Annotated in this window: 23 protein-coding genes and 1 tRNA gene; 20 read left to right on the top strand and 4 right to left on the bottom strand. The window is 37.8% G+C overall.

Going from position 1 to position 24,515, the window contains the following annotated elements:
* Positions 1–225 precede the first annotated feature (225 nt).
* Positions 226–669 carry a hypothetical protein gene (locus LPC15_RS06255; RefSeq protein WP_229234509.1) on the top strand — a complete coding sequence of 148 codons (444 nt, stop codon included), beginning with the start codon at positions 226–228 and terminating at the stop codon, positions 667–669.
* A 77-nt stretch (positions 670–746) separates the two neighbouring features.
* Positions 747–929, top strand: a complete 183-nt coding sequence (locus tag LPC15_RS06260) for a hypothetical protein (RefSeq protein WP_229234510.1) — start codon at positions 747–749, stop codon at positions 927–929.
* A gap of 70 nt (positions 930–999) precedes the next feature.
* Here LPC15_RS06260 and LPC15_RS06265 read toward each other — a convergent pair whose 3' ends face one another.
* Entirely contained in the window at positions 1,000–1,566 is a 567-nt protein-coding gene (locus LPC15_RS06265) for a hypothetical protein (RefSeq protein WP_229234511.1), read from the bottom strand.
* Between the two features lie 94 nt (positions 1,567–1,660).
* Positions 1,661–3,091, bottom strand: a complete 1,431-nt coding sequence (locus LPC15_RS06270) for a catalase (protein WP_229234512.1) — start codon at positions 3,089–3,091, stop codon at positions 1,661–1,663.
* Positions 3,092–3,914: 823 nt separating this feature from the next.
* On the opposite strand from LPC15_RS06270, the gene LPC15_RS06275 reads away from it, so the two are divergent.
* From LPC15_RS06275 to LPC15_RS06325, 11 genes are all read left to right on the top strand, one after another.
* Complete coding sequence (locus LPC15_RS06275) at positions 3,915–4,127, top strand: TSUP family transporter (protein ID WP_229234513.1); 213 nt, start codon at positions 3,915–3,917, stop codon at positions 4,125–4,127.
* Positions 4,128–4,321: 194 nt separating this feature from the next.
* Positions 4,322–4,699 (top strand): sulfite exporter TauE/SafE family protein, encoded by a 378-nt coding sequence (locus LPC15_RS06280; protein WP_267496981.1) that lies wholly within the window; start codon positions 4,322–4,324, stop codon positions 4,697–4,699.
* A gap of 377 nt (positions 4,700–5,076) precedes the next feature.
* Entirely contained in the window at positions 5,077–6,480 is a 1,404-nt protein-coding gene (locus LPC15_RS06285; RefSeq protein WP_229234515.1) for a coproporphyrinogen-III oxidase family protein, read from the top strand.
* A 118-nt stretch (positions 6,481–6,598) separates the two neighbouring features.
* Positions 6,599–6,766: a hypothetical protein gene (locus tag LPC15_RS06290; protein WP_229234516.1), complete on the top strand. Its 168-nt coding sequence runs from the start codon at positions 6,599–6,601 to the stop codon at positions 6,764–6,766.
* Between the two features lie 57 nt (positions 6,767–6,823).
* Complete coding sequence (locus tag LPC15_RS06295; RefSeq protein WP_229234517.1) at positions 6,824–7,234, top strand: cobaltochelatase subunit CobN; 411 nt, start codon at positions 6,824–6,826, stop codon at positions 7,232–7,234.
* Between the two features lie 101 nt (positions 7,235–7,335).
* Positions 7,336–8,589, top strand: a complete 1,254-nt coding sequence (locus LPC15_RS06300) for an ABC transporter substrate-binding protein (RefSeq protein WP_229234518.1) — start codon at positions 7,336–7,338, stop codon at positions 8,587–8,589.
* Positions 8,586–9,605 carry a FecCD family ABC transporter permease gene (locus tag LPC15_RS06305; RefSeq protein ID WP_229234519.1) on the top strand — a complete coding sequence of 340 codons (1,020 nt, stop codon included), beginning with the start codon at positions 8,586–8,588 and terminating at the stop codon, positions 9,603–9,605. Before LPC15_RS06300 ends, LPC15_RS06305 begins: the two co-directional genes overlap by 4 nt.
* Positions 9,602–10,366, top strand: a complete 765-nt coding sequence (locus tag LPC15_RS06310; protein ID WP_229234520.1) for an ABC transporter ATP-binding protein — start codon at positions 9,602–9,604, stop codon at positions 10,364–10,366. The genes LPC15_RS06305 and LPC15_RS06310 overlap by 4 nt, the downstream gene beginning before the upstream one ends.
* An 18-nt stretch (positions 10,367–10,384) precedes the next feature.
* Positions 10,385–10,546 carry a hypothetical protein gene (locus LPC15_RS06315; RefSeq protein ID WP_229234521.1) on the top strand — a complete coding sequence of 54 codons (162 nt, stop codon included), beginning with the start codon at positions 10,385–10,387 and terminating at the stop codon, positions 10,544–10,546.
* A gap of 616 nt (positions 10,547–11,162) precedes the next feature.
* Entirely contained in the window at positions 11,163–11,357 is a 195-nt protein-coding gene (locus LPC15_RS06320) for a hypothetical protein (protein ID WP_229234522.1), read from the top strand.
* Complete coding sequence (locus tag LPC15_RS06325; protein WP_229234523.1) at positions 11,315–11,644, top strand: Holliday junction resolvase-like protein; 330 nt, start codon at positions 11,315–11,317, stop codon at positions 11,642–11,644. Before LPC15_RS06320 ends, LPC15_RS06325 begins: the two co-directional genes overlap by 43 nt.
* A 113-nt stretch (positions 11,645–11,757) precedes the next feature.
* Here LPC15_RS06325 and bchH read toward each other — a convergent pair whose 3' ends face one another.
* Positions 11,758–15,585: a magnesium chelatase subunit H gene (bchH, locus tag LPC15_RS06330; protein WP_229234524.1), complete on the bottom strand. Its 3,828-nt coding sequence runs from the start codon at positions 15,583–15,585 to the stop codon at positions 11,758–11,760.
* A 194-nt stretch (positions 15,586–15,779) separates the two neighbouring features.
* On the opposite strand from bchH, the gene LPC15_RS06335 reads away from it, so the two are divergent.
* The 5 genes from LPC15_RS06335 to LPC15_RS06355 all read left to right on the top strand — a co-directional run bounded on the left by LPC15_RS06335 (position 15,780) and on the right by LPC15_RS06355 (position 20,917).
* Positions 15,780–15,941, top strand: a complete 162-nt coding sequence (locus tag LPC15_RS06335; RefSeq protein WP_229234525.1) for a hypothetical protein — start codon at positions 15,780–15,782, stop codon at positions 15,939–15,941.
* Between the two features lie 64 nt (positions 15,942–16,005).
* Positions 16,006–16,287, top strand: a complete 282-nt coding sequence (locus LPC15_RS06340) for an AMP-binding protein (RefSeq protein WP_267496982.1) — start codon at positions 16,006–16,008, stop codon at positions 16,285–16,287.
* Positions 16,288–16,334: 47 nt separating this feature from the next.
* Positions 16,335–17,012, top strand: coding sequence for a class I adenylate-forming enzyme family protein (locus LPC15_RS06345; protein WP_229234527.1), 678 nt, complete (start codon positions 16,335–16,337; stop codon positions 17,010–17,012).
* A 690-nt stretch (positions 17,013–17,702) separates the two neighbouring features.
* Positions 17,703–19,787 carry an acetate--CoA ligase alpha subunit gene (acs, locus tag LPC15_RS06350; RefSeq protein ID WP_229234528.1) on the top strand — a complete coding sequence of 695 codons (2,085 nt, stop codon included), beginning with the start codon at positions 17,703–17,705 and terminating at the stop codon, positions 19,785–19,787.
* Between the two features lie 65 nt (positions 19,788–19,852).
* A complete protein-coding gene (locus LPC15_RS06355; RefSeq protein WP_229234529.1) occupies positions 19,853–20,917 on the top strand; it encodes a DRTGG domain-containing protein in 1,065 nt (354 codons plus the stop codon).
* A 57-nt stretch (positions 20,918–20,974) separates the two neighbouring features.
* On the opposite strand, the gene LPC15_RS06360 is transcribed toward LPC15_RS06355, so the two are convergent.
* Positions 20,975–21,046, bottom strand: a tRNA-Gly gene (locus LPC15_RS06360).
* A gap of 227 nt (positions 21,047–21,273) precedes the next feature.
* Between LPC15_RS06360 and LPC15_RS06365 the strand changes: the two genes are divergently transcribed.
* Together LPC15_RS06365 and clpB are read left to right on the top strand one after the other, a co-directional pair.
* Positions 21,274–21,723, top strand: a complete 450-nt coding sequence (locus tag LPC15_RS06365) for an Hsp20/alpha crystallin family protein (RefSeq protein WP_229234530.1) — start codon at positions 21,274–21,276, stop codon at positions 21,721–21,723.
* Positions 21,724–21,878: 155 nt separating this feature from the next.
* Positions 21,879–24,455, top strand: a complete 2,577-nt coding sequence (gene clpB / locus LPC15_RS06370) for an ATP-dependent chaperone ClpB (RefSeq protein WP_229234531.1) — start codon at positions 21,879–21,881, stop codon at positions 24,453–24,455.
* Positions 24,456–24,515 lie beyond the last annotated feature (60 nt).

Here is a 24,515-nt window from a genome sequence, read left to right on the forward strand (position 1 = left end):
AGAAACGCTTATAGTTGGAGGTATTCCAACTACCAGATGGATCAGGCATAACAAAGATCTCCAGGATCTGTCCAACTCGATGACTACCTCTATCAAGATTTATATTCGTAAAAAAATGAGCCCGCGAAGCGGGTACGCTCGGATATGAGCAATTTCTTTTCTTAGATATAAATCTATCTTAGGGGCGATTCATCCCACGACCTAAAGGTCGGAGATTTCTCGCTCATGCTGGTTAATATTGCAGTCCCTTATGCTAGTACCTTTTTTAGCTTGATTCTTCTCCCGATTTTGTTCGCCATCATCTCTGTTATACCTCCTCTCTTTCCCTCTTTTATGACCCCTGAAGGAATGAAAATTGCAAGAGAGAGCGCAAAGTTTTTTCCACAATATTATTCCATTTCCTATGAAAGAAAAGAAAATTTTATGAGCGATAAAATAGCGCAGATATGCAAAGATCACGATAGAGTGGTCGTGATCACAGGGCTTGTCCACATAGATGGGCTGGAAGAAGAGATCAGGGAAAAAGTTCCGCAAGCTCGGATAAAGAAGATACCTTTTTTGAGCTTGTATGAACCTGAACATGAACCCGGGAGAGGGCAAAGAGCGCTGAGCAGAAAAAAGAAAAGGAAAAGGAAGGTCCTGGTGGGGAGAGACCACCATCAACGGTAACTCCGCCAGAAAAAGGCCCAGAAGTTGGGGTTAAAAAACCCGTTAAAGAAAGGAAAAAGCTGGCCATAAGGGCAAAAGTGCCGTGGGATCACTATACGGACATATATCTGGGAGTGATCCAGCCGCTTCAGAGAGTGAGCGATCAATTGAGCATCACAATAGAGATCGAGGCGGAGGGAGAAATCGATGAGAATACTGTTAATTTAAAGATCAGAGAGACGCTCAATCAGATCGGTGCAGAGATAGAGCGCTTTGAATGAAGATAATTTTGGCACTGTTTTCTGTGATCTGTCAAAGACGGGTCAATCTGAAGATATCAAAAAGTCTCTGTCATCTGGAGGCAAAAGTTATCTTAACGAAGTATGGTACATACAGCTCAGGAGATGAGAGAGTCTCTTCTTCTGAATAGGATCTCACAACATAGGAGACGACAATGCTCATTTTATCCTCTGATAGATGTGGATAGTGCGCCTTGATCGCGTAAGCCCACAAGTTCTCATTCTCCACAACCTCTGGTGGTGTGTAGAGAAGCTGCGGCTCGCTCCAGGGTTCCAGAGGGCTATCACTCCATCTGCACAGCACAGATGACTTCAGTATCCTCTCTTTCGCCTGATCGTTGTGATATACCATCATATATTTTTTGTACGGGGAAAAATAGTCTACAGAAAACTCTGTGCTAAGATCACTCGGCCCCCCTTCAACTATGCATGGCTCTGCACCCCAGACTTTGCCGTCATAGAACTCCCATCTGCCCCTTAAATCTTCAGTTCTGGCGATGACGAGATGCCTGAGCAGACCCCCATCCACACTATCCTGCCTCAAACCATAGATGTAGCATGTATCATCTTCAACGTATACATCAGCTGCAACCCACAGGTATGAACTACCATATTTCACCGGAAAATCCAAGGGTATGTACTCAACTCTCCATATGCACGTATGCACATAATTGCATATACCCTTTTCGGTATTCTTATTTGAAGGTTAGCTTTCAGCTTTTTAATTCTTTTATCCTCTCAGCAACCCGTGCTCCATAATCCTTATCGGCGTTAGTAAAGTAGGAGATCATTATCTTTCTCACTTTTTCATCAACATCTTTCAGCTCCACAGCTATGTTGTCTATCAAATGGATTTTGTCCTTCTCAGAGAAGCTGCGGTAGAGCGCTCCAGCCTGAGAGAAGTCATCTCCCTTATTTACAGAGTATCTACCAACATAGCCACTTACAGGTGTCTTTGCAGTTGGATACTCTGGAGATTCCTTCAGAGCATCTTTATTGTTACTCGGATAGTAGTTTGTTCTTTTTTCATTGATATCAAAGGTCATGCTCCCATCCCTCTGGTTGTTGTAAACCTCCGCCATAGGCCTGTTTATTGGCAGGTTCAGATAATTGGGTCCCAGCCTGTATCTCTGGGCATCATTGTATGCAAAGAGCCTTCCCTGCAGCATCTTATCTGCTGAAGGCTCTATTCCCGGCACCAGGGCTGAAGGAGCAAATGCGGCCTGTTCCACCTCTGCAAAGAAGTTTTTTGGATTACGATTAAGAACCATCCTGCCTATTGGTATAAGTGGCTCAGACCAGATCTTTGTATCATCAAGAGGATCAAAATCAACCTCCTTCTCCGGGTCCATAAGCTGCACACACAGCTCCCATTCCGGATACTCCCCCCTTTCAATCGCTTCATACAGGTCTCTTGTTGCATGGTTGAAGTCACTTATCTTTGCAGCCTCTTCCCTGCTTAAAGATTCAACGCCCTGTTTTGAGACCCAGTGGTACTTCACATACCTTCTCTCTCCCTTTGCATTGACCCACACAAAGGTGTTAACCCCGAAGCCATTCATGTGCCTGTAATCCTTGGGTATACCAAGGTCTGACCATAAATAGGTTATCATATTGGTTGCTTCAGGCGTTTTTGAAAAGAAGTCCCAGTATCTCTTAGGATCCTGTATGTTTGTGGCTGGATCTGGCGTCAGGGCATGTATCACGTCAGGAAATTTTATGGCATCCCTTATAAAGAAGACTGGCAGGTTGTTACCGACAATGTCATAGTTTCCTTCCTCTGTGTAGAATTTCACAGCGAAACCCCTGGGATCCCTTGCGGTTTCTGGAGAGTGCTTTGAATGTATAACTGTTGAAAATCTTACAAATACCTTAGTTATTTTGCCCTTATCCTGAAGGAATTTTGCTATTGTATAATCCTTGGCTGTTCCATAGGATTCAAAGTATCCATGCGCTCCCGCTCCCCTTGCATGCACCACCCTTTCAGGTATCCTTTCTCTGACAAAGTGAGCAAGCTTCTCTATGAGCTCATAGTCCTGAAGCAGGACTGGTCCAGCTTCTCCAGCGGTCTGCGAACTCTGGTCATTGCTCACTGGAGCACCCTGATTTGTCGTCATATCTTTCTTTTCTTCATCTTTTTCCATACTAGTTATAGAGCTTGTCATATTATTTATATATTTACCTACTATGTTGCATTTACATGCTTTGTTGCGTTAATTTAAATATAGATGTGCTAAGGGTCTGGGGCTGGAATGGGTGATATCCTCCCAGCACTAAAATGCTGTGCTTCCTGAGAGGAACCGAGATAAAGTTGTCTGATGGACTGCTCCTTGATTTCTCATGATCCGTTGTCTCAAGATCTGCTTCTGTAGAATTTCTCAGAACTCCATAAATTACCTTGGACTTCTTTCTGAAAAGCTCATACTGAACCACCTTTCAGAAGACAAAAAGCTTCATATCTTAGTTGGGGGTATTCTAACTACCAAGCGGGCATGATCAGGCATTGGGTGTTAATATATATAAAAAAAACAAGATGGTTAATTATAACTTGCGTTACAGTAATCGTTGCATTATCTGTATCTATGAGCTGTATAATAGGATATGTTCTACAAACTCATAATTATGGCAGTATATATAATAGAAGAAAAAAAATACGAAGATTGTATCAGTTCCGTACGGCAAAGATTATTTGAAAGGCATTATTCCCCTAATCAACATCAATAAACGTTAAATTTCATTACAATAATAAAAATTACCGAAGCAAACTACATGAAAAAGATAAAAAAAGGCGTGAAGAGAAATTTATAGAATAAGCTACCGACATGATCTTATTCAAACGCAAGATTATAGATATCTTGCTGATTTGTAAATTAGGTGGGTTAAATATTTTGGAATATAATAATGTTTATTTTTCCAAAGGTCACAGATTGAGAAGTTATTTATTAAAATAGGGGATATACAGAAAAGATGGTTGTAAATATAATAGAATTAATCTTGATAGGAATTTTTACCGGTATAATCACTGGGTTAACCGGTGCAAGTGGTGTAGTTATAGTAGTACCATTAGCCAACCTATTACTCAATTTTACAATTCATGAAGCGATTGAAACGAGTCTTATTATAGATACAATTGCACCTTTGGCAATATCTGCTACTTTTACTATAAATATGGTAATATAGATATAAGGTCGAGTATATAGATCGCAGTAAGATCGATAACAGGTGCACAAATTGGAGCTTTTCTGGTTACTGGAGTGTCAGGAACAAGTTTAGGCGCTTTTTTGGAATATTTATGGTTATAATAGGTGTCATAATGTTTAAAAAGGGGAATCAATCGTGAGGCTATTACAAACAGATTAAATTCTGCTTTTAAAATTGAAAAAACATCTCAAAAAATATTGGTAAGTGTACTAATCGGGTTGATTTTGAGTATCGTAACAGGGATAATAGGCGCAGGCGGTGGTGTTATGATCCTCATCGTATTAATATTTATTTTAGGTTTTCCATTACAGAAAGCAATAGGCACATCTGCTCTGATAATGGCAATAACTACTTTTTCAGGATTCATAGGTTATGCAATTCATGGCAATATAGACGTATTAAGTGGTATAATAATAGGGATAGGTGCAGTCGTTGCTGGCATAGGTAGTGCAAGGTTTGCCAATAAGATTGATGAAAAAAGTTTAGGAAGAGTGGTAGCATCTATATTTATAATTCTTGGATTATTCTTAACCTTTTTAACGATAATATAAAGATCAGATCTTTTTTAAAATCATGATTATTTTATTAACGTTTTGGTAAAATCCAAGAGGATATTTTATTATTTGTTATTTATTTGTAATATTTATTTTAAAAATCATAGGAGTTATGAAACATTTTTATTTTTAAATTTAGAATTATTAAATAGATTTTAATATAAATATGGACTCCTAAAAACAAGATTTTGTCCTTTAGCTTAGCCATATATAATTTTATAGTGTTTATCTTGACAATACTTCAAAATAAATGATTTTCCCCTAAATTAGGTTTGCCTAACATAAAAGTTTATGTACAGAGTATTTAAAGTAAATTTGAAAATAATTAAAAAATGTATAAGTAATAGGTACAAGATACCAAAAAGGGGTTAAAAATGAATAAGAAATTGTTAGAGGCAGAACAATTGATTCAAACGATAGGAAAATTGGTTCAACCGGTAATTATGGGAGTAATAGAAGCGAACAGGGCGATATGTCGCATTCCGATAGCCAAGGATCTGATGGAAGGAGTAATGAAGGCGGGAAATGTTGTCAATCCTTTTGATCCACATATCCCAGCGAACTCGAATGGAGTGATGGTTTACATAAACATCCCATTCTGCAAGGGTAGATGTGCCTATTGTCCCTTCTACACCTTTCCCTATGCAGAGGAGCGGGTGAAGCCGTACATCGAAGCCGTGAAGAAGGAGATCTTGCTTTATAAAGGAAAATTGGAAGATATCGAGATAGGGGACGTCTATTTCGGGGGCGGTACTCCAAGTCTCCTCTGGAAGGGCGTGGTTGAGATAATAGATCACCTGAGGTCCAACTTCAAGATCTCGGGTGAGATAGGAGTTGAAGTGCATCCCCGGGACGTGAACGAGGAGATGTGCGATGCACTATCGGACGCGGGGATAAGTAAGGTCAGTATGGGCGTAGAGTCCTTCGACGACGAAGAACTAAAAACGATGAACAGGAGGGGGTATGATGGCGATTCTGCGATCAAGGCGATAAAACTTTTGATGGATAGGGGGTTCTATACCGGGATTGACCTTATGATCGGCTGTCCGGGTCAGACGGTCTCATCTGTTCTGAGCGATCTTGAGATGGCGGCAAAGACGGAGGTGCATCAGATATATACTTCTCCCCTGTTACTCCTTCCGGATACGATGTGGGCAATCCAGCTCAAGAAGGGGAAGGTAGAGTTCCCTCCGGCGAGAGAGGTGGTTAAGATGTTCTCTTCTATCTTTGATTTTCTCCCTTCTAATGGATATGAGGCGAGGGCGGGACTATACTTCAAACATAAGCGGGCGTCTGGTATGAAGAAGGAGTATATCACGATGGGGCATGCGTTCAACATCGGAATGGGGGTGAAGGCATTCTCAATCGTGCCGCCGACATTGACCGGATACGTCAATACGTTCTCATTTGAGGAATACATCAAGGCGGTGGAAGAAGGTCGTTTCCCCGTTACGATGGGGGCGAGCATCCTCAATCAGAGGCAGTTGGATAAGATATATCACAGCATAGGACTCCTTCTTGGAATCGATCGAAATGATGTTGAGAGACGCCTAAACGTTCTGATGGACATCGGCATCTATGCCGATCTCAACATAGATAAAGGAGAGTTTGAGGAACGCACCGGGGCGAATGTGGGAGATGTTCTTGGAAATCTTTCGTTCTTGATACCTCTCTTTCTATTTCCCCTCAAAAGGTTGGGGATCATCAAGGAGGATTCAAAGGAGATCAAGATCAATGATGATCTTATAAGTGGGATCATCGCACGGATATTGAGTTAAGTGTATGGTCAAATAAGAGAGGTACGCAGATGGAATTGCTAATAGAACTGATGAAAATGATGGAGGGATTGGTGCCGAAGTTGGTGGACTATTATGTGGTTTTCTCAATTCCAGGGGGATGATGAGCCTGATCGAGACGATGATCAGCATGATAATCGGAATGATAGCCCCTTTTATGACATGGGGAGGAATGAGGGGGGTTGTGCGAGTGGTTGATGCCTGGCGGAATAGTTGCCTTTATTCTCAAATTATCTCCGTTACGGTCTCTCCGTCTGAGGGCAGTTGATAACGGAGGTGATCTGTTGCAAGTGATGAGGGACAATAAAACTCAGAGGCAGAAAAGATGATAGGTTCATGGGGCGATCCACCGGGCGAGATAATGACGCATGAACAAAATATACTCATACCGGGCGTCGATCTTGGAAATGTGTTCATCGGGATGCAGCCAACGCTTGGTATCCATGAAAACCCGGAGGAAGCACTAAAAGCGTACCATGACAAGAGCACTGCTCCTATCCATCAATATCTCGCATTTTACAAATGGATAGAGGAGGAATTCGATGCGGTCATACATTTTGGAACGCACGGCACACTCGAATTCAGAGAAGGAAAAGAAGTTGGCATGTCAAAGGACTGTTTTCCAGATGTACTCATCGGAGAGATGCCCAATATATACGTTTACATGGTGGACAATACTTCAGAGGCCACGATCGCAAAGAGGAGAAGCTATGCACTGATGATAAGTCACGCGTAAATTTTATATATGAGTAATCAAATAAATTTGAAAATAATCCGAAAAGCTTAACAATATAGATAGGAAACAAAAAAATACAATTTTAAGAGGTAAAGAGGAAGATGAATAAAAAAAATTTTGCAGGGGCAATGCTCGCCTGTCTGATCGTCTGCGTCGCATTTCCAACATTTCCAGTTTCGCAGGCAGAGGATCAGAAGACCGTTACCGTCACAGATTCGGTGGGCAATATGATTGAGGTGCCTTATCCCGTTGAACGGATAGCAAGCCTCAATCCAGCGGCTCTGGAAGTTATCCGTGCATTGGGTGCAGGAGATAAGATCGTTGGTATCGATCAGTTTACAAAATGGAATCCTGATTTCAATCCAGATATAAAGGATAAACCTTCGATCGGTGTGCCGATGGGTATGCCACCGAATTACGAAAAGATTATTGAACTTAACCCACAAGTGGTGATATCTTACGCCGATCCAATGTGGTATTATCCTGATCTTGAGAACAAGCTTAAACCCGCAGGCATCAAGGTGATGCGGTTGGATTGTTACAAGCCGCAGACCTTCGAGCAGGACGTAGAGGCATTGGGAAGGATGATGGGTAAGGATAAAGAGGCAAAGGAGTTCCTCGATTTTATCGGTTCTTATGTCAATAAGATCGAGGGGAGAATAAAAGATATACCTCCGGATGAGAGGGTGAGAGTATATTTTGAATTCTTCGCGCCTTCTGTCGCTTATGGCACAGGCTCATGTCCAGATCGTCTGATAGAGATGGCAGGAGGAGTGAACGTCTTTTCGGAGGAAAGAGGACAATTGCTGCTCAAGATGCCTGGATATCTCCCGGAGAAATCGGGTGTGTACCTTATGGTGAGTCCGGAAGCGATCGTGGAAAAAAATCCTCAGGTGATAATAAAGGACTCCTCAGGCATAGAAGGCTATATAGAGGAATTCATGGGCCCTATCGACTTTAGTAATATCATAAGTGACGTGTTGAGTGGTAGAAGACCAATACCAATCGATATCATAAGTGAAGTGTTGGACGTGTTGAGGGGTAAAAGACCACCTCCAATATCAAAGACCATCGGCTATACCGACAAACCCGACACGAGTGGGATGAAGCAGGCAAGAGATGAGATAATGAACCGTCCCGGCTTTGAAGGGATAGATGCAGTAAAGAACGGAGACGTTTACGTATTCGCCTTCGCCGAGCTTGCTACATCGCCCCGCTGGCCCGTTGCTCTCGGATATATGGCGAAGTGGTTATATCCCGACAAATTTGAAGATTTAGATCCACAAGCCTTTCACAAAGAGTGGCTGAAGAAGTGGTATGGACTGGAGTATAAGGGGGTGTATGTCTATCCATGAACATACATGAGATAAAAGGGGAGATAGAGGAGAAATACGCAAGATACACCGCAAGAAAGTTTAGTGTCATCTTTATTCTCCTCGCATCTTTAATCGCATTGGCGATCTTGGTCACCCCATTGGGCACGGCATCCTTGAGCGTCGGAGACGTATTCAACAGCATCTTCTCAAGGGGATCGGGTCACGCGGATATGATCATCTGGGGATTGAGATTACCGAGGATACTTATGGCAATCATCTGCGGTATGGGACTCGCTTTATCCGGTGCGGTCGTACAGGGCGTTCTGCATAACCCACTTGCGAGCCCATTCACGCTTGGGGTCTCATCAGCCGCATTCTTCGGTGGGATGATCGCGACAGCATTCGGTGTTGGTATGGGACTTAACGTCGGATTTGCATTTCTCTTCGGCATGCTCGCCTTATTCTTGATATACAGGATCTCAAAACAGAGAGGGATGACATCTGAGACGATGATACTCTGTGGGATCTGTTTGATGTATCTCTTCCTCGTGATGGCATCTTTGATATCAGGGTTTGGAGCGATGGGTGGAATTCCCCTCCTAACTGGAAATCTCGTCTCGAGCAGCTGGGATAGTGTATCTATAACATCCATCTTCCTTGCAGTCACGTTTCCACTGTTGATGAAGTACGCATGGGACCTTAACGCGATGGTACTTGGGGATGATACAGCGACGAGCGCGGGGGTCAACGTGAATAGGACGAGGTTAATAGTCCTGGCACTTGCTATATTGATCGTCTCTGCAATCGTCTGCTTCACGGGCGTCATCGGATTCGTCTGTCTGATCTCACCTTTTATAGCAAGATCGGTGATGGGAAATGATCATAGATTTATATTTCCTTGTTCAGCGCTTATAGGTGCTCTCTTACTTCTTGGAACCGATACCTTAGCGAGAACTGCAATTCAACCGATAGAGATACCCGTTGGGATGATCATGACGATCATAGGCATCCCGTTCATCCTTTATCTCGCAGTAAAGAGGAGTGGATTCTATTGAATCTTGAGATAAGAGATCTCTCTTTTAAATATGGTTCAAGATTCGCCCTCAAAGACGTGAAGATCGAGGTTAGAGAGGGTGAGATCGTAAGCCTTCTTGGACCGAACGGTTCTGGAAAGACGACTCTTCTCAAGTGTATAGGTGGGATGCTGAGACCAAAAGGGACCGTTTTAGTAGACGAAAAAAATGTAAGAGAGATGAAACAGAATGAGATCGCAAAGTTGCTCGGTTATGTTCCACAAAGGGCTGTAAACGTCCTTCCCTGTAGCGTATTCGATGCGGTTATGGTCGGAAGAAGACCTTATGTCGGTTGGAGATCTGGAAAGAAGGATAAAGAGGTCGTATTTAAGATTCTTAAATTGATGGGTCTGGAGGATATGGCACTGAGATCCTTTGACGGAATCAGCGGAGGGGAGATGCAGAAAGTCTTGATCGCAAAGGCGCTCGCGCAGGAACCTGAAATACTTTTGCTCGACGAACCTACATCAAATCTGGATTTAAGACATCAGCTGGAGGTCTTAAAGATCATCGAAGAGATCGTGAAAGGAGGAAAGGTGTCCGCTCTGATGGCAATGCACGATCTGAATCTGGCTTCCAGATTTTCTGACAGAATAGTCCTTCTTAAGAAAGGAGAGGTCTACGATGCTGGAGATCCTAAATCGGTGATTACACCAGAGAACATAAAATCCGTTTATGGTGTCGAGGCAACTGTAGATGATAATAATAGTAGACCTTATGTTATACCGTTAAAGGCAATTTAATAAAAAAGAGGTGGTTAGATGGATATTATACAACCGATGCTCAGTTATGCTGGTTTGAAGAGCATGCTTGGCATGATATCTGGTTTTCTTCCCCAGATTCCAGGTATGATCAAATGGATTTGTACGCCTGGTGTGCTACCCGAACTTCTGGGTTGGATGTGTAGTATGATGCAAAAGTAATAAAAATATTCAGGTCGATTAAACTCTTATTATTGATACTGGTGGTATTTATAATTCGGCGGTTGTAATATGTAGCTTTCATTAAAGGATGGTGGTATAATAGTACTTTATAATAGGATACAAAAATTGAAATTTAAAGACTAATAAAATTATTTTATATTCTTCTTTAGTAATTGTTTTGTATTATACTTTGTTGGTATTTTAAAAATTTGAGATTGCAGATTATATTATTTGAAATCATTTTAAATTTTCTGAATATTGATTTTCTGTTGATATCTTTTTAATGGTTTTATTTAATACCAAAAAGTTTTATATAACAAATTAATCATAATAGTATAAAAATAGAGTTGCTCAATACAAATCATAAAGAAGATACAAGGAGTTCTGATTATATGTGTCCTGTCAATAATAGTAGCATCTTTTTAAGAAATATTTTAATAATATTGATCCTTGCTATAATCATCCTTATAGCACTCTGGATATTTATACATTTTATGCCTTATATCATCATAATATTAGGTATTGTACTTGTTATCCTGTTTATTTTTTATATTATATCAAGATATAGCTAAAATATTATTATAATTTAGAAATAAATAATAAAGATGGTAAAAGTATGCCTTATTTAGAAATGATCGGATGGATTTTGTTTGTCTTGGTATTGGTAATTTTAATTTTTATCCTTATTTATTTTAGGAGAGAGATCGAGTACACAGAAGGAAGAATTAATCATGAATGGGAAGCTAAATTTGACCAAAGAATTAATGAGTGGAAAGAAAAAGAAGAAAAAAAATCAGAGGTGATGCAATAAGAAGAAGTGTTTCAGTCAGAATAGGTAAGTATATTGATAGACTTGCCTCTATCCTAACTAACTTTAAACATGATCCAAGAGATATCCGTTGGTTAGGTAATCCAGTTGATTTAGTTATTTTTGAAGGTTATGGAGACTCAAAGGATTCTAAAAACATAGAAGATTTTAATAAGATTGTCTTATGTGATGTAAAGACTGGAAAAGCAATCCTTACAAAAGAGCAAAAGAGAATTAAAGAGTTAATAGAGATGAAAGAAATAGAATGGGACGAATTTAGGGTTGAATAAGGTTTATATTGGAAGAGGCTAATTTAATAGGATAGTTAAAGATTTTTTACTCGAATAAAAATTAAGATATAAATTTTTCAATACAAAAATCTATGCTACGAAAATCTATCTTCTCATTCCAATCTTTCTTCTATCCATCCTTCTATATCTAAATAGATCTCTCTCAATCTTTCCAGATTTTCTTCATCTGTATTCCAGTATCCTCTCTTATTTGCCTCGAATAGTGTATCTATCATATTACTTAATGCTCTGGGGTTTATCTCTTCCAACTTTTTTCTTACCTTTTCATCTAAGACATAACGATCATTGATCTCCTCCCAGATCCAATTATCGACCTTATTTGTCGTGGCAGCAAGCCCTAGGATGTTCTTTATCCTGTCTTGAATATGCTGAGTGCCGTTGTACCCTTCATCCAACATTCCTTTAATCCATTTAGGATTTAGACACCTTGTTCTTACCCCACGTTGGATCGCTTTTTCGATATTTTCGGTCTTTATTATTTCTTTTGTGGTATCTATGATTATCATCTCCGGTTTTTCTCCTCTAACTGACTCAACAGCTTTAGAAAGACCTCCTGAGAACTCATAATAATGATCAAGATCAGTTACATCATAATCATGGCTATCCCTGATTTGTGAGGTGAGATTCACTCGGTGCAACATCTCTTTAAACATCTTACCAGATTTATAACCATGAAGATCGGCAGTATAGATATACTGCATATCTAAGATGTAAGAACGAGCCAAATCCTCCTCAGAACTCCATAATTGGGTATTAATCAAGTCACGCAAAGATGTGCCGTACTTGGTTGGAGACGGACCGAATATACGGGCATTAGATAATTTCATAGCAAGTTCTACACTATCAGTCTCGTCTTTTATATGATCAAATATCTCCAGGGTATTTTTTTTAACCAGGTTTTTTTCTAGAGGCTCATTCTGCGAAGATACAAGCTTAAATGCGTCATCCAACAGTTTGATTACATTTGGAAACGTATCCCTAAAGAAACCACATATGTTTACTACCACATCTATCCTAGGTCTTCCCAGCTTTTCTAATGGGATTAATCTTAGACTCACGTCCCATGGGTTTTTTCTAACAAGATCCACCCCTATATATCTCAATATCTGTCCTATCGTCTCTCCTTTGGTATTCATCGTTTCAAATCCCCAAAGAATCAGACCAACGCTCTGAGGATAGGAATTATGCATCTGCTTGTAGTGTTTCAGTGTTTCATCGGCTATCTTTGCCCCTCGCATGTATGCAGCATCGCTCGGTACTAATCGTGGATCAAATTGATAGATATTTGATCCTGTAGGAAAGACTTCTGGAGACCTAATAGGATCCCCTCCTATATTTGGAATTATGTATCTACCAGAGAGAGCCTTAAGAAGACTTTCTATTTCGTCGCTTTTTTTAAGATTAGAGGCTATTTCAAGACCAAAAGTTAAACTTTTCTCCAGATCATCTATTGATTCTTGATTCTCCTTTTTGAAAATCTTAAGATGTTTTATGGCCTCTTCTATACCATCCTTTATCAAGATAGATACAGTCTTCTTTGAGATATCTTCAATTTCTACTATCACCTCTGCGTAGGGCTTATTATCTATTGTATTTCCCTGTTCTTGCATCATCCTGTCATAATCAATCCCTTTTAAAGATGCTAACAACCTATGTAGCGATTTTATCTCTCCTCTGTCATAACGAAGGACGAAAGTAATGAAATCGACTAAAGATTCGTATTCATAAGTTTCACCAAATGTATGAAGCCCTTTTGGGATGATCGATCTCTTAATAGCAAAAAGTTCATCGTATATCTTATCTATATCCTTCTCTTCAATATTAGCCTCTTTGGATTTCTCCAAGATTTGATCGCGGACGATCTTTGCTCGGTTCGGATCCTGCAATCTTGCCTCGTTATACTCGTGAATAAGTTCTTCGAGTTCAGCCAACTCATCATAAAGACCCGAATCTGTAAAAATTGGTGGAAGATGGCTTATCATCGTGGCATAACTCCTTCTCTTGGCTATACTTGCCTCAGACGGATTTGATACCATATAAACGTAGATATTGGGAATATCACCGATTAAGATATCTGGAAAGCATTCTCTGGACATACCTACCTCTTTTCCTTTGGTGAATTCTAACGTACCATGAGTGCCAAGATGGACGATTGCGTCTGCTTTAAACTCCTCCTGAATCCATTTGTAGAACGCAAGGTACTGATGATGTGGTGGAATTGTCTTATCATGGTATAACTCAAGGGATCTTTTAATATCTTGATAATCTCCTCCATGAGAAGGTTGAAGTCCGATGAATACGTTTCCTAATACAATACCTGGAATGATGATCCTTCCCTCATAAGTTAATATGTCTCCGGGAGGATTACCCCATCTTTCCAATAACTCTTCTTTAGCACGTTCTGGTAAAGATTCCAGCCATTTTAAATAATCGTCATTCTCTATTAAAATGGAATTTTTGGCGGTTACATCTTTAGAAAGCCAAGTTCCAGCGTTTAAAATACCTTTGTCGATAAATAGATTATCTAAGTTTTGTAAATCATCTGTGGTATATCCCTCATCTTTTAATGTCCTTAAAACCTTTTCAACACTTTTTATAGTATTCAAACAACCAGCGGCTCCTATCCCACTCTCGTCTGGAGGATAGTTGTAAAGGATTATTGCTACCCGCTTCTCGGCGTTCTTCTTTCTTCTAAGCCTCAACCATCCTTCAACCCGACCTGCTATCCTATCTAACCTATCTGGAATCGGCGTCATAGCTTTTAAATTTCCGCCTATATTCGGATCAAATCCAGAGTTTGCATATCCGCAAGATGGAATTGGTTCTATACATCCATCGAGTTCTGGGAGTATAACTTGCATAATTACTTCAATAGGAGAGAGTCCTCTCTCTGATTCTTGCCATCTCTGTGTCTCTTCCAAATACATCGGTGATGCGTTGATGACAGGAACATCCAGTTTCTTCAGGACATCTAACGTTAATTTTGGATCTCCGCCTATTGGACCGCCATTCATCCTGAAGAGAAGAAAACTAACTACTGTATCCACGATCGGTTTCCCATCAAGGAAGAAGAAGTCTTGTATTGCTTCTGGATATCTAAAATTTTGAGAATAGATCGGAATAAAATTCACCTCATCTTCTAATCTTCTCATAATCTCGCTCGCTCCGACAATAGAATCTTCCAAGTTAGAGCCTCCAAGAAGAAGCAATCCTACCGTCTGTTCTTTTGTCTTTCCATATCTTTCTAAATAATTTTTTAACGATGAAAAAGTCTCTCTAGTGATTGGATGATATATACCGGACTCGAAATACTCTTGTGGAGGCTTTAGCCTAACTTTTTGCCCTCCATATTCTTTAACAAGGTAAAGCAGTAAATTTTTGGTATTTTCCTTTCCTCCATACAGCCAATATTCCATCACAGTTGTTCTACGACTTATCTCTTTAAAGAATTTAAATGGAATCTTACCTATAATACCAGTTATTTTCATCATTATTTTCATCATTCCCTGCATCTTTGACATATCAAAATCTTTCTCGTTCCAACCTGCCATATCCTCCATTCGTTTGCGCATCCAGCTAATTATTCTTTGTTGAGATGGAGATTGCTCCCGATCGAGCCATATTGGTCCAATTCCAAAGATATTACCCATACTAAATCCAAGAACAATATTATCCGCGTTTGATAATACATTCTTTATAAGTTCTACGTTGGAAACATCGTTTCTTATATCTAACCACACAATTTCAAAATTTTTAAGAGAAACGACATCTTCTATAACCATATCATCAACGTAATATAACTTTAAATCGATAATATTACCATATTCTTTCTTTATCTCATCCATTGCCATAGAAAAAGATTTTGCACCGGTTATAGAGGTAACTATTGCAATATTAGTAGGTTTTGATTGAGATAGCATTTTATCCTCTTAAATATTTCTGATTTTTTTTAAAGTTTATCTTATTACTATAAAAATTTTGCTATATTCTATATATAAAAATAAAACATTACAAAATCAACCTTAAAAAAGCACAAGATATTATTGATAAAATATCCACTATACAAAATAGATAAACAAAAAAGTTAAATAGAGCTTTATTAATAATTATATTAGTGCTAGAAATAGAGGAAAATAAATATTTAGATAGATCTTGGATGAAGATATGGCAACTGACATGTCAGCCAGAGACGATGGAGCCTTATCCAGAAGATGTAACATATACCGTATTCCATCTTGACGAACCAGCAAAAAATGGCCCGATACTATGGCTTTAATCCAGTTTGATTACGAGATGAAATATAAAGAGCTTAAAAATCACGTAGATCGTTTTGCTACTGCATTGGCAGATTTAGGTGTCAAGAAGGGGATGTGGTCGCGACTTTCCTACCTACTTCTATACAATTCGTCATATGTGATATGGCGATTCCAAAGATAGGGGCAATACATCTCCCTGGGACGATGTTAGATTCTGCAGATGCTATCGTAGATAAACTAGAGAGATCAAACTGCAAAAGGGTGATATCCGTACATACGAATGTGAAAGATAGAGATATAATCGATATGATAAAGGATGTTGCAAAGGTGGAAGAGAAACAGCATCCAAGATCTTTCATCTTTTAGACAAGATCTTAGATACACCCAGTATCATCCCACTCTTAAGAATGGGGATGAATTTGATAGGTCGTAGAAATTTAGGCACGATAGTAAATAGATTGCTACCATTTATCTCTTCTATTATGCCATCTGCAACAGAAAAAAAGAGGGAGCTTACCACATCGGTTGGCTATCCAATTGTGGACGAAGATACGGGAGAGATGATACCGATATCGCGGGTAGTAAAAGAAGGATTAAGAGGTGAGGCGTGCATAAAAGGTCCTCATACAATGCCGGGTTATTGGCCAGAACCTGGATCTGGGCTTGATGAAGAAGGATATGTACATACTGGAGATGTCATAAAGATAGATAAGGATGGAAGGGTCTATATCGTGGACCGTACGAAGGATATGATTAATGTCTCTGGGTACAAGGTCTATTTGGTAGAGATCGACGATCTATTGTACGAGTATCCAGGAGTCTATGAGGCTGCTACAATTGGTGTTCCTGATCCAGAAAGGCCTGGTTCAGAAAGAGTAAAGGTATTCGTTGCATTATATCCAGAATATAAAGGAAAGGTAAAGGAAGAAGATATAATAAACTATCTAAAGGAGAGGGTCGAAAAATGGGCGATTCCAAAATCCGTGGAAATCAGGGATGAACTTCCAAAATCTCCTGTGGAGAAGATATTTAAGAGAAAACTGAGAGATGAAGAGATAGAAAAGATGAAGAAGCAGGGTTTGTTGAGGTAGTTATTATATCGATGCTCTCTATATTATGGAGGTTTTTGTTATGCGTAGGTATACATTCTGTGAATTTTCTTTTAAATGTAGAGAGATATAAGCCAAAGAATAGATGTTTCTCGATGATAAACTTTTTTCCTTTTTATTTAAATAGCTTAATAATCACATCATTTTTATATTAAGCTTGTATCGGAATCAAACACTCAATATATAAAAATATAAAAATTAAATCAAGAATCATGGCAGTATTATTTTACATATAGAAATAATCTGTAAACTCATAAACCAATATGTTCTATATATAGGATAACAGATAAATATCATGCAAAATAATTATTAAAAATATCAGAAAGAATAAAACGATTAAGCATTTTTTGAATGGTGAAGTACCTTTTTTTGGAGTTCCAGTAGAAATATAACCCTCTCTCTCTCAGGGGTTACTTTTATATATTAGATTCTCTTGTTTAAACTAAAATAAGTTTACTTTTAAAGAAATAAACAACAAATGTTTTACTAAATGGTTTCCAGTGGAGAAGTATAATTGCAAGTGGAAAAGTTATCCAGTAATCCAGATCAAAAATAGAATCATTGTTGTAATTACGAAAACCATACAGTTTAATAATAATCTTTTAATAATATAGTATTAATTTTTAACGTTATAAATAACTCTTAAATAGTGAAACAATCTATCTTTGTCTTATGTTAGATAAATTTTTTTATCCAAAATCTATTACTGTTATTGGTGCATCTAACAAACCTTACAAGGTTGGAAAGATTATTATTGATAATTTGACAATGTCTTATCCAGGCAAGATATATCCAGTTAATCCCAATGAAGATGAGATCAATGATTTAAAAGCCTACAAAACAGTGTTAGATATTCCAGATACGGTAGATTTGGCTATAATAGTTATTCCCAATATTGCTGTACCAAAGATCATCGAAGAATGTGGTAAAAAAGGTGTTAAATTTTGTATAATCATATCAAGTGGTTTTAAGGAGACTGGAGTAGAGGGTGCAAAATTAGAAAGAGAGATCGCAGAAATAGCAAAGAAATATAGAATAAGGTTGCTTGGGCCAAACTGTTTTGGAGTGATAAATACTGACAATAATCTCAATACAACCTTTTCACCTATAATGCCTATTGTTGGAAATATTGCGGTATTTTCCCAATCGGGTGCGTTATGTTCTACTCTTTTGGATTGGGCATACAAGGAGCGGATTGGTTTTTCAAAATTTATCAGTCTTGGTAACAAGGTAGATCTGAATGAGAACGATTTTTTAGAGTATTTTGTCAATGATAAACAGACAAACATAGTTTTGGGTTATTTAGAAGGGATTACAGATGGAGAAACTTTTATCAAAGAAGCAAAAAGATTAACCAAGAATAAGGCATTGGTTCTTATAAAATCAGGAAGTACAAGCGCGGGTGCAAGGGCAGCCTCATCTCATACAGGAACTTTGGCAGGGACAGAAGAGGCATACACAACAGCATTTAAAAAATGTGGCGCAATAAGGGCAAAATCTATAGATGACTGGCTCGATATTGCGCGTGTATTTTCTAACCAGCCATTGCCTAAAGGAGATAAGATAGCGATTATAACAAATGCAGGAGGGCCCGGTATCATAGCAGCAGATTCTTGTGAAGAACTGGGAATCTCTTTATCAGATCTATCCTCTACCACGATCGAGAAATTGCGTAAAAAATTACCAAGTAGTGCAAGTATATATAATCCTATAGATGTACTGGGGGATGCTGATCCGAGTAGATATTCTTTTACATTAAAGACGGTACTTAACGATGATAACGTTTATGGTTGTATCGTCATTTTGACGCCCCAAGCTATGTCACGACCGTTTGAGACGGCAAGAGAGATAATAAAAGTTAGTGAGACTATAAATAAACCAATATTGGCATGTTTTATGGGTGGTATTCTTGTAGAAAGTGGCATCAAATATCTTGAAGAGAATGGAGTACCTAACTATCTAGATCCAAAGAAAGCAACAATTTCTATGGCCAGCCTTATTAAACAGTATTATAATACATTGAGGAAAGAAGAAAATCCAATCGTTTTTGAGGATATTAATAAAGAACAAGTTAAGGAGATTTTATCAAAGAATGATGCTTTAAGTTTAGATTTTATAGATTGTATGAAGATATTGGAAGCATATAACATCCCAATCGCAAAATATGGAATATCAAAAACTGCTGATGGTTGTATCAAGATTGCAAATAATATAAATTATCCAGTGGCATTGAAAATTGTATCTTCAGATATTTCTCATAAAACCGAGTTAGGTGGTGTAAGATTAAACGTTAAGAACGATGAAGAAGTTGTTGCTGTTTACAATGAGATAATGACATGTGTTAAGAAGTATAATCCTAATGCAGTCGTCAATGGGATCTGTGTTCAAGAGATGATTAAAACTTCTGATAAAAAAGAAGTGATAATAGGGGTTAATAAGGATCCACAGTTTGGTCATCTTATTATGTTTGGTATGGGTGGGATATATGTAGAAATATTGAAGGATGTCTCATTCAGATTGAGTCCGTTGACGCGTAGCGATGCTTATGATATGATACATGAGATAAAGATGTATCCGTTATTAAGAGGTGTTCGTGGGGAAAAACCGGTTGATATAGATAAAATAGCAAACGTATTGATGCGTGTATCTTCGCTTGTATCAGATTTCAAGAATATTGTTGAGATGGATATCAATCCTTTGATATGCCTTGAAGATAGCTGTAAAGTGGTAGATGCAAGGATAACTATTAAAAGATAATACTTATTATGTATATATAAAAATAAATATTAAAAATTATATAAGATCAAGAGGAGTGATTAAATATGCATAACATTTGTGTGGCATCAACTATAAATCAAGGTGGTAAAACATTTTTCTGTGTGGGTATAGGGCAGATTTTGAGGGAAAAAGGATACAATATAGGTTTTATGAAGCCTATTGGTGGGAATGTTGTAAATATAGAAGGTAAATCGATAGAAAATGATGTGAAAAAATTTAAAGAGCTTTTTAATCTTAAAGATGATTATGATGAGATGAATCCTGTTTTGATTACTGAAACAGATTTTATCAATATTCTCAAAGGGGGGGATATAAAACTTACAGAAAAGATTAAGGGATCCTTTGATCGAATAAAAAATGATAAAGATATAGTGATTATAGAAGGATTCGAAGATATATTCTCTATTTTGCTCTTTGGTATACGCCCTGAAAAGTTAGCAGAGATTACAGATTCTAAGATTATTCTTCTAGTGAATTATAATCAATACGTAGCCGGAAAGATCCTTGAATTTTCTTCACGTATAGATGATGATAAATTAATTGGTATAGTGATAAACAACGTACCGATAAGTTTAGTAGATATGGTAAAACAACTCATGATTCCTTTTTTAAAAAGAAAAAATGCAAAAATTCTTGGTTTTATTCCACGAACAGAGTTGTTAAGATATGTTACTCCATTAGAAATAGCTGAAAATTTTGGAGGAAAGATAATTTGTGGCGAAACCAATGCAGATGAACCGATATACAACTTTATTATTGGAGCAATGACTTATGAGAACGCATTAAAATATTTCAGAAGAGTTAAGGATAAGGCCGTGATTACTGGTGGTGATAGAGCAGAAATTCAGATAGCTGCATTGGAAACTCCTACTAAAGCGCTGTTACTTACTGGAAATTTATACCCAGGTCCAGGAGTTATTTCAAGAGCCGAAGAAAGGAAGATCCCTATTATTATCTTACCTGATGATACTATCACAGTCGTTGATAAGATAGAAGAGATGATGGATATTTCTGTTAATTTGATGGATAGAAGACGAATAGAAAACCTAAAACGTCTTTTAGAAGAAAATATCGATCTGGATACAATTTATAAAGCGATCCAAGTATGATACCTCTTTAGTTTTAATTCAAACTGAAAACGTATACATATAAATAATAAACCAAAATGCGGCAACCGGGGATCGAACCCGGGTTTTGGGCTTGGGAAGCCCAAGTCTTAACCACTGGACCATTGCCGCAACTTAATAATTAAGTTCTCAACTATAAAGATAAAAACTTTTTCTTTGTTAAGATAGTGTGTATCTTATAAAAATTTTTTTATCAAAATTACTAAAATAATCGTTATATAAATACCTTGCCAAATTTATCTCAGATATATATTTTCTTTATCATCCTCTTAACAATACCAAATAATCGAAAACTTTATATATAAGTACTACTAACCTATTGATAGGAGGTGAAAAATATGGCAATAAGAAGATGGGGAATAGGGTTACCAGATGAAATAAAAAGAATAAGAGACGAGATGGATAGAATATTTGAAGATTTTTTACAGCCATTTTCTAGCACTTTAACACCCTCAATAACGGAGGCAGCGATGCCGTTAATGGATGTTATAGATGCTGGTGATAAATTTATAATTAAGGCGGATATACCCGGCGTTGATAAAGAGGATGTCTCAGTATCGTTAGAAGGAGATACATTAGAAATTAAAGCAGAGAAGAAAGAAGAGAAAGAAGAGGATAAGGCTGGATTCTTAAGAAGAGAAAGGGTATTCAAAAGTTATTACCGATCTTTAATTCTACCCGAATCTGTTGATGCAGAAAAAGTAAACGCAATCTTTAACAATGGCGTGTTAAACATCGAATTACCCAAAAAAGAGAAGAAAGAAGGAAAGAAGATCGAAATTAAATAAACAGGTATAGTTCCCAAGTTTAATTTTTTAAGCCTTGTTGAACATTTATATTTTTATAAATTTTATTTTTATGTGTTTTACTTTTTTTAAAGACTTGATTATTTTAATTTTTATCAGATAAGAATTTATAACAATCAAAAGGAGGAGTATTATTTATGTCATCAAGTTTGAGCGAAGAACGCTTCACTGAAAAGGTGCAAGAGGCCTTGATAAATGCAAAGTCTATTGCATCACGATATAATCATCAAAATTTAGATGTAGAGCATTTATTACTTGCATTTCTAGAACAAAAAGATGGATTGGCTCCCAAAATTTTAAAAGAGATGAATATACCTACCGATGTACTTAAAAATGAGATAGAAAGAGAATTATCTAGTTTTCCCAGAGTGAGTGGTGTAGACCAGATTTACATAACTATAAGATTAAAAAATCTTATAGAATCTGCTTCACACGAAGCAGAAATGATGAAAGATGAATATATAAGTGTAGAACATTTTTTACTGGCGATGGTAGATGATACAGGTAACGTAGGAAGACTTTTTGGAAATGCTGGTATAACTAAAGATCGGATAACAAAAGCGCTTCTTAAAATACGAGGAAATCAAAGAATAACATCAGCAAATCCCGAAGAAACATACGAAGCGTTAGAAAAATATAGTAAAGATTTAACTAGATTGGCAAAAGAGGGAAAGTTAGACCCTGTTATTGGAAGAGATGAAGAGATACGACGAGTGATCCAGATTCTCGTAAGAAGAACAAAGAATAACCCGGCACTTATTGGAGATCCTGGCGTTGGAAAAACCGCCATTGTAGAGGGATTAGCTCAAAGAGTAGCAAGAGGAGATGTACCAGAAGGATTAAAAAACTCAAGAGTTATCGCTCTTGATATGGGCTCGTTGCTTGCTGGGGCAAAGTATCGTGGAGAGTTTGAAGAACGATTAAAAGCTGTCTTGAACGAGATTAAATCGGCAGGAAATATAATCTTGTTTATTGATGAGATGCATACTATAGTAGGGGCTGGTGCGGCGGAAGGAGCTGTGGATGCAAGCAACATTTTGAAACCGATGTTAGCAAGAGGAGAGTTACATTGTATAGGTGCTACTACCTTGAATGAGTATAGAAAGTATATAGAGAAAGATCCTGCACTCGAACGGAGATTTCAGCCGGTTTTTATCGATGAGCCGTCTGTTGAGGAGACAATATCAATCTTACGAGGTTTGAAAGAGAGATACGAGGTTCATCATGGTGTTAGAATAAAAGATTCTGCATTAGTTGCTGCAGCTGTTTTAAGTAACAGGTACATAAGTGACAGATATCTCCCTGACAAGGCAATAGATCTAATCGATGAGGCAGCAGCTATGATTAGGACAGAGATAGATAGTATGCCGGCAGAATTAGATGAGGTTAAAAGGAAAAGAATGCAACTGGAGATTGAAAGAGAGGCGCTGAAAAAAGAGAAAGATCCCGCATCTATGGAACGATTAGAAAGATTAGAAGAGGAGCTTGTGCAGACCATAGAAAAAGAAAAAGAGCTCGAAAGTGAGTGGAAAAAAGAGAAAGATGCTGTAGAACGATTAAGAAAGATAAAAAAAGAAATTGATGATACAAAAAAAGAAATAGAGGTTGCAGAGAGAGAATATAATTTAGATAAAGCTGCAGAATTAAAATATGGAACTTTATTCGAACTTGAAAAGATGTTAAAAGAGGCTGAAGAAGAGGTAAAGAATAATATTCTTTTAAAGGAGGAAGTTGACGAGGAGGATACCGCCAAAGTAGTAAGCAGGTGGACAAGGATTCCAGTAAGCAAGCTTTTAGAAGGAGAACGAGAGAAGATTTTAAAATTAGAAGAAAAATTGCACGAAAGAGTTGTCGGTCAGGATGAGGCGGTTAAAGCGGTATCCAATGCGGTCATACGGGCTAGATCTGGTATAAAAGATCCAAATAGGCCAATAGGAAGTTTTATCTTTTTAGGACCGACCGGTGTTGGTAAGACTGAACTTGCCCGTGCACTTGCCGAAGCACTCTTTGATGATGAAAACAACATGATACGGATTGATATGTCCGAATACATGGAGAAACATACCGTTTCACGTCTAATTGGTGCACCACCAGGATATGTTGGTTACGAAGAGGGGGGTCAGCTTACAGAGGCTGTCAGACGGAGGCCATACTCTGTAATCTTACTTGATGAGATAGAAAAGGCGCATCATGATGTATTTAACATACTATTGCAGATTCTAGATGACGGAAGATTAACAGATTCTCACGGTAGAACGGTAGATTTTAAAAATACGGTGATAATTATGACATCTAACATAGGAGGAGAATATATAACGAGTGATAGCGATTATAACGTTAAAGTAACGGAGGCGCTCAGGTTTCATTTCAGGCCCGAATTTTTGAACAGGGTGGACGAAATAATTATATTCCGTTCTCTTACAAAGGATGATCTGAAGAAGATAGTTGATATCCAAATTAAAAGGCTTAAAGAGCGATTAAAGGATCAGAAAATATCTATAAAGCTGACCGACAGTGCAAAAGAGTATCTTATTACTAAAGGATACAACCCGACATATGGTGCTAGACCGCTAAAAAGAGTCATACAAAACGAGATTGAGACGAGGTTGGCAAGAATGATACTAGCAGGCGAGGTTAAAGAGGGTTCTTCTGTATTATTTTCTGCAAAGGATGGAGAGCTTGTGATCGAGGTTATGGATGAGGTAAAAAATTAATATAAAAATTAAAAAAGAATAAGAAAAAACTGGTATTACATAATAAATAAGTATCTTAAT

The organism is Candidatus Methanoliparum sp. LAM-1, assembly GCF_020885915.1.
In the GTDB taxonomy this organism is placed as follows: Archaea; Halobacteriota; Methanoliparia; order Methanoliparales; family Methanoliparaceae; genus Methanoliparum; species Methanoliparum thermophilum.

Excerpts from the sequence above, each read along its gene's own strand:
- bchH (WP_229234524.1), bottom strand. The coding sequence starts at position 15,585 with ATGCTATCTCAATCAAAACCTACTAATATTGCAATAGTTACCTCTATA.
- LPC15_RS06305 (WP_229234519.1), top strand. The coding sequence starts at position 8,586 with ATGAACATACATGAGATAAAAGGGGAGATAGAGGAGAAATACGCAAGA.
- LPC15_RS06255 (WP_229234509.1), top strand. The coding sequence starts at position 226 with ATGCTGGTTAATATTGCAGTCCCTTATGCTAGTACCTTTTTTAGCTTG.
- LPC15_RS06355 (WP_229234529.1), top strand. The coding sequence starts at position 19,853 with ATGCATAACATTTGTGTGGCATCAACTATAAATCAAGGTGGTAAAACA.
- acs (WP_229234528.1), top strand. The coding sequence starts at position 17,703 with ATGTTAGATAAATTTTTTTATCCAAAATCTATTACTGTTATTGGTGCA.
- LPC15_RS06290 (WP_229234516.1), top strand. The coding sequence starts at position 6,599 with ATGATGAGCCTGATCGAGACGATGATCAGCATGATAATCGGAATGATA.
- LPC15_RS06285 (WP_229234515.1), top strand. The coding sequence starts at position 5,077 with ATGAATAAGAAATTGTTAGAGGCAGAACAATTGATTCAAACGATAGGA.
- LPC15_RS06365 (WP_229234530.1), top strand. The coding sequence starts at position 21,274 with ATGGCAATAAGAAGATGGGGAATAGGGTTACCAGATGAAATAAAAAGA.
- LPC15_RS06295 (WP_229234517.1), top strand. The coding sequence starts at position 6,824 with ATGATAGGTTCATGGGGCGATCCACCGGGCGAGATAATGACGCATGAA.
- clpB (WP_229234531.1), top strand. The coding sequence starts at position 21,879 with ATGTCATCAAGTTTGAGCGAAGAACGCTTCACTGAAAAGGTGCAAGAG.
- LPC15_RS06315 (WP_229234521.1), top strand. The coding sequence starts at position 10,385 with ATGGATATTATACAACCGATGCTCAGTTATGCTGGTTTGAAGAGCATG.
- LPC15_RS06300 (WP_229234518.1), top strand. The coding sequence starts at position 7,336 with ATGAATAAAAAAAATTTTGCAGGGGCAATGCTCGCCTGTCTGATCGTC.
- LPC15_RS06275 (WP_229234513.1), top strand. The coding sequence starts at position 3,915 with ATGGTTGTAAATATAATAGAATTAATCTTGATAGGAATTTTTACCGGT.
- LPC15_RS06345 (WP_229234527.1), top strand. The coding sequence starts at position 16,335 with ATGAATTTGATAGGTCGTAGAAATTTAGGCACGATAGTAAATAGATTG.
- LPC15_RS06320 (WP_229234522.1), top strand. The coding sequence starts at position 11,163 with ATGCCTTATTTAGAAATGATCGGATGGATTTTGTTTGTCTTGGTATTG.
- LPC15_RS06270 (WP_229234512.1), bottom strand. The coding sequence starts at position 3,091 with ATGGAAAAAGATGAAGAAAAGAAAGATATGACGACAAATCAGGGTGCT.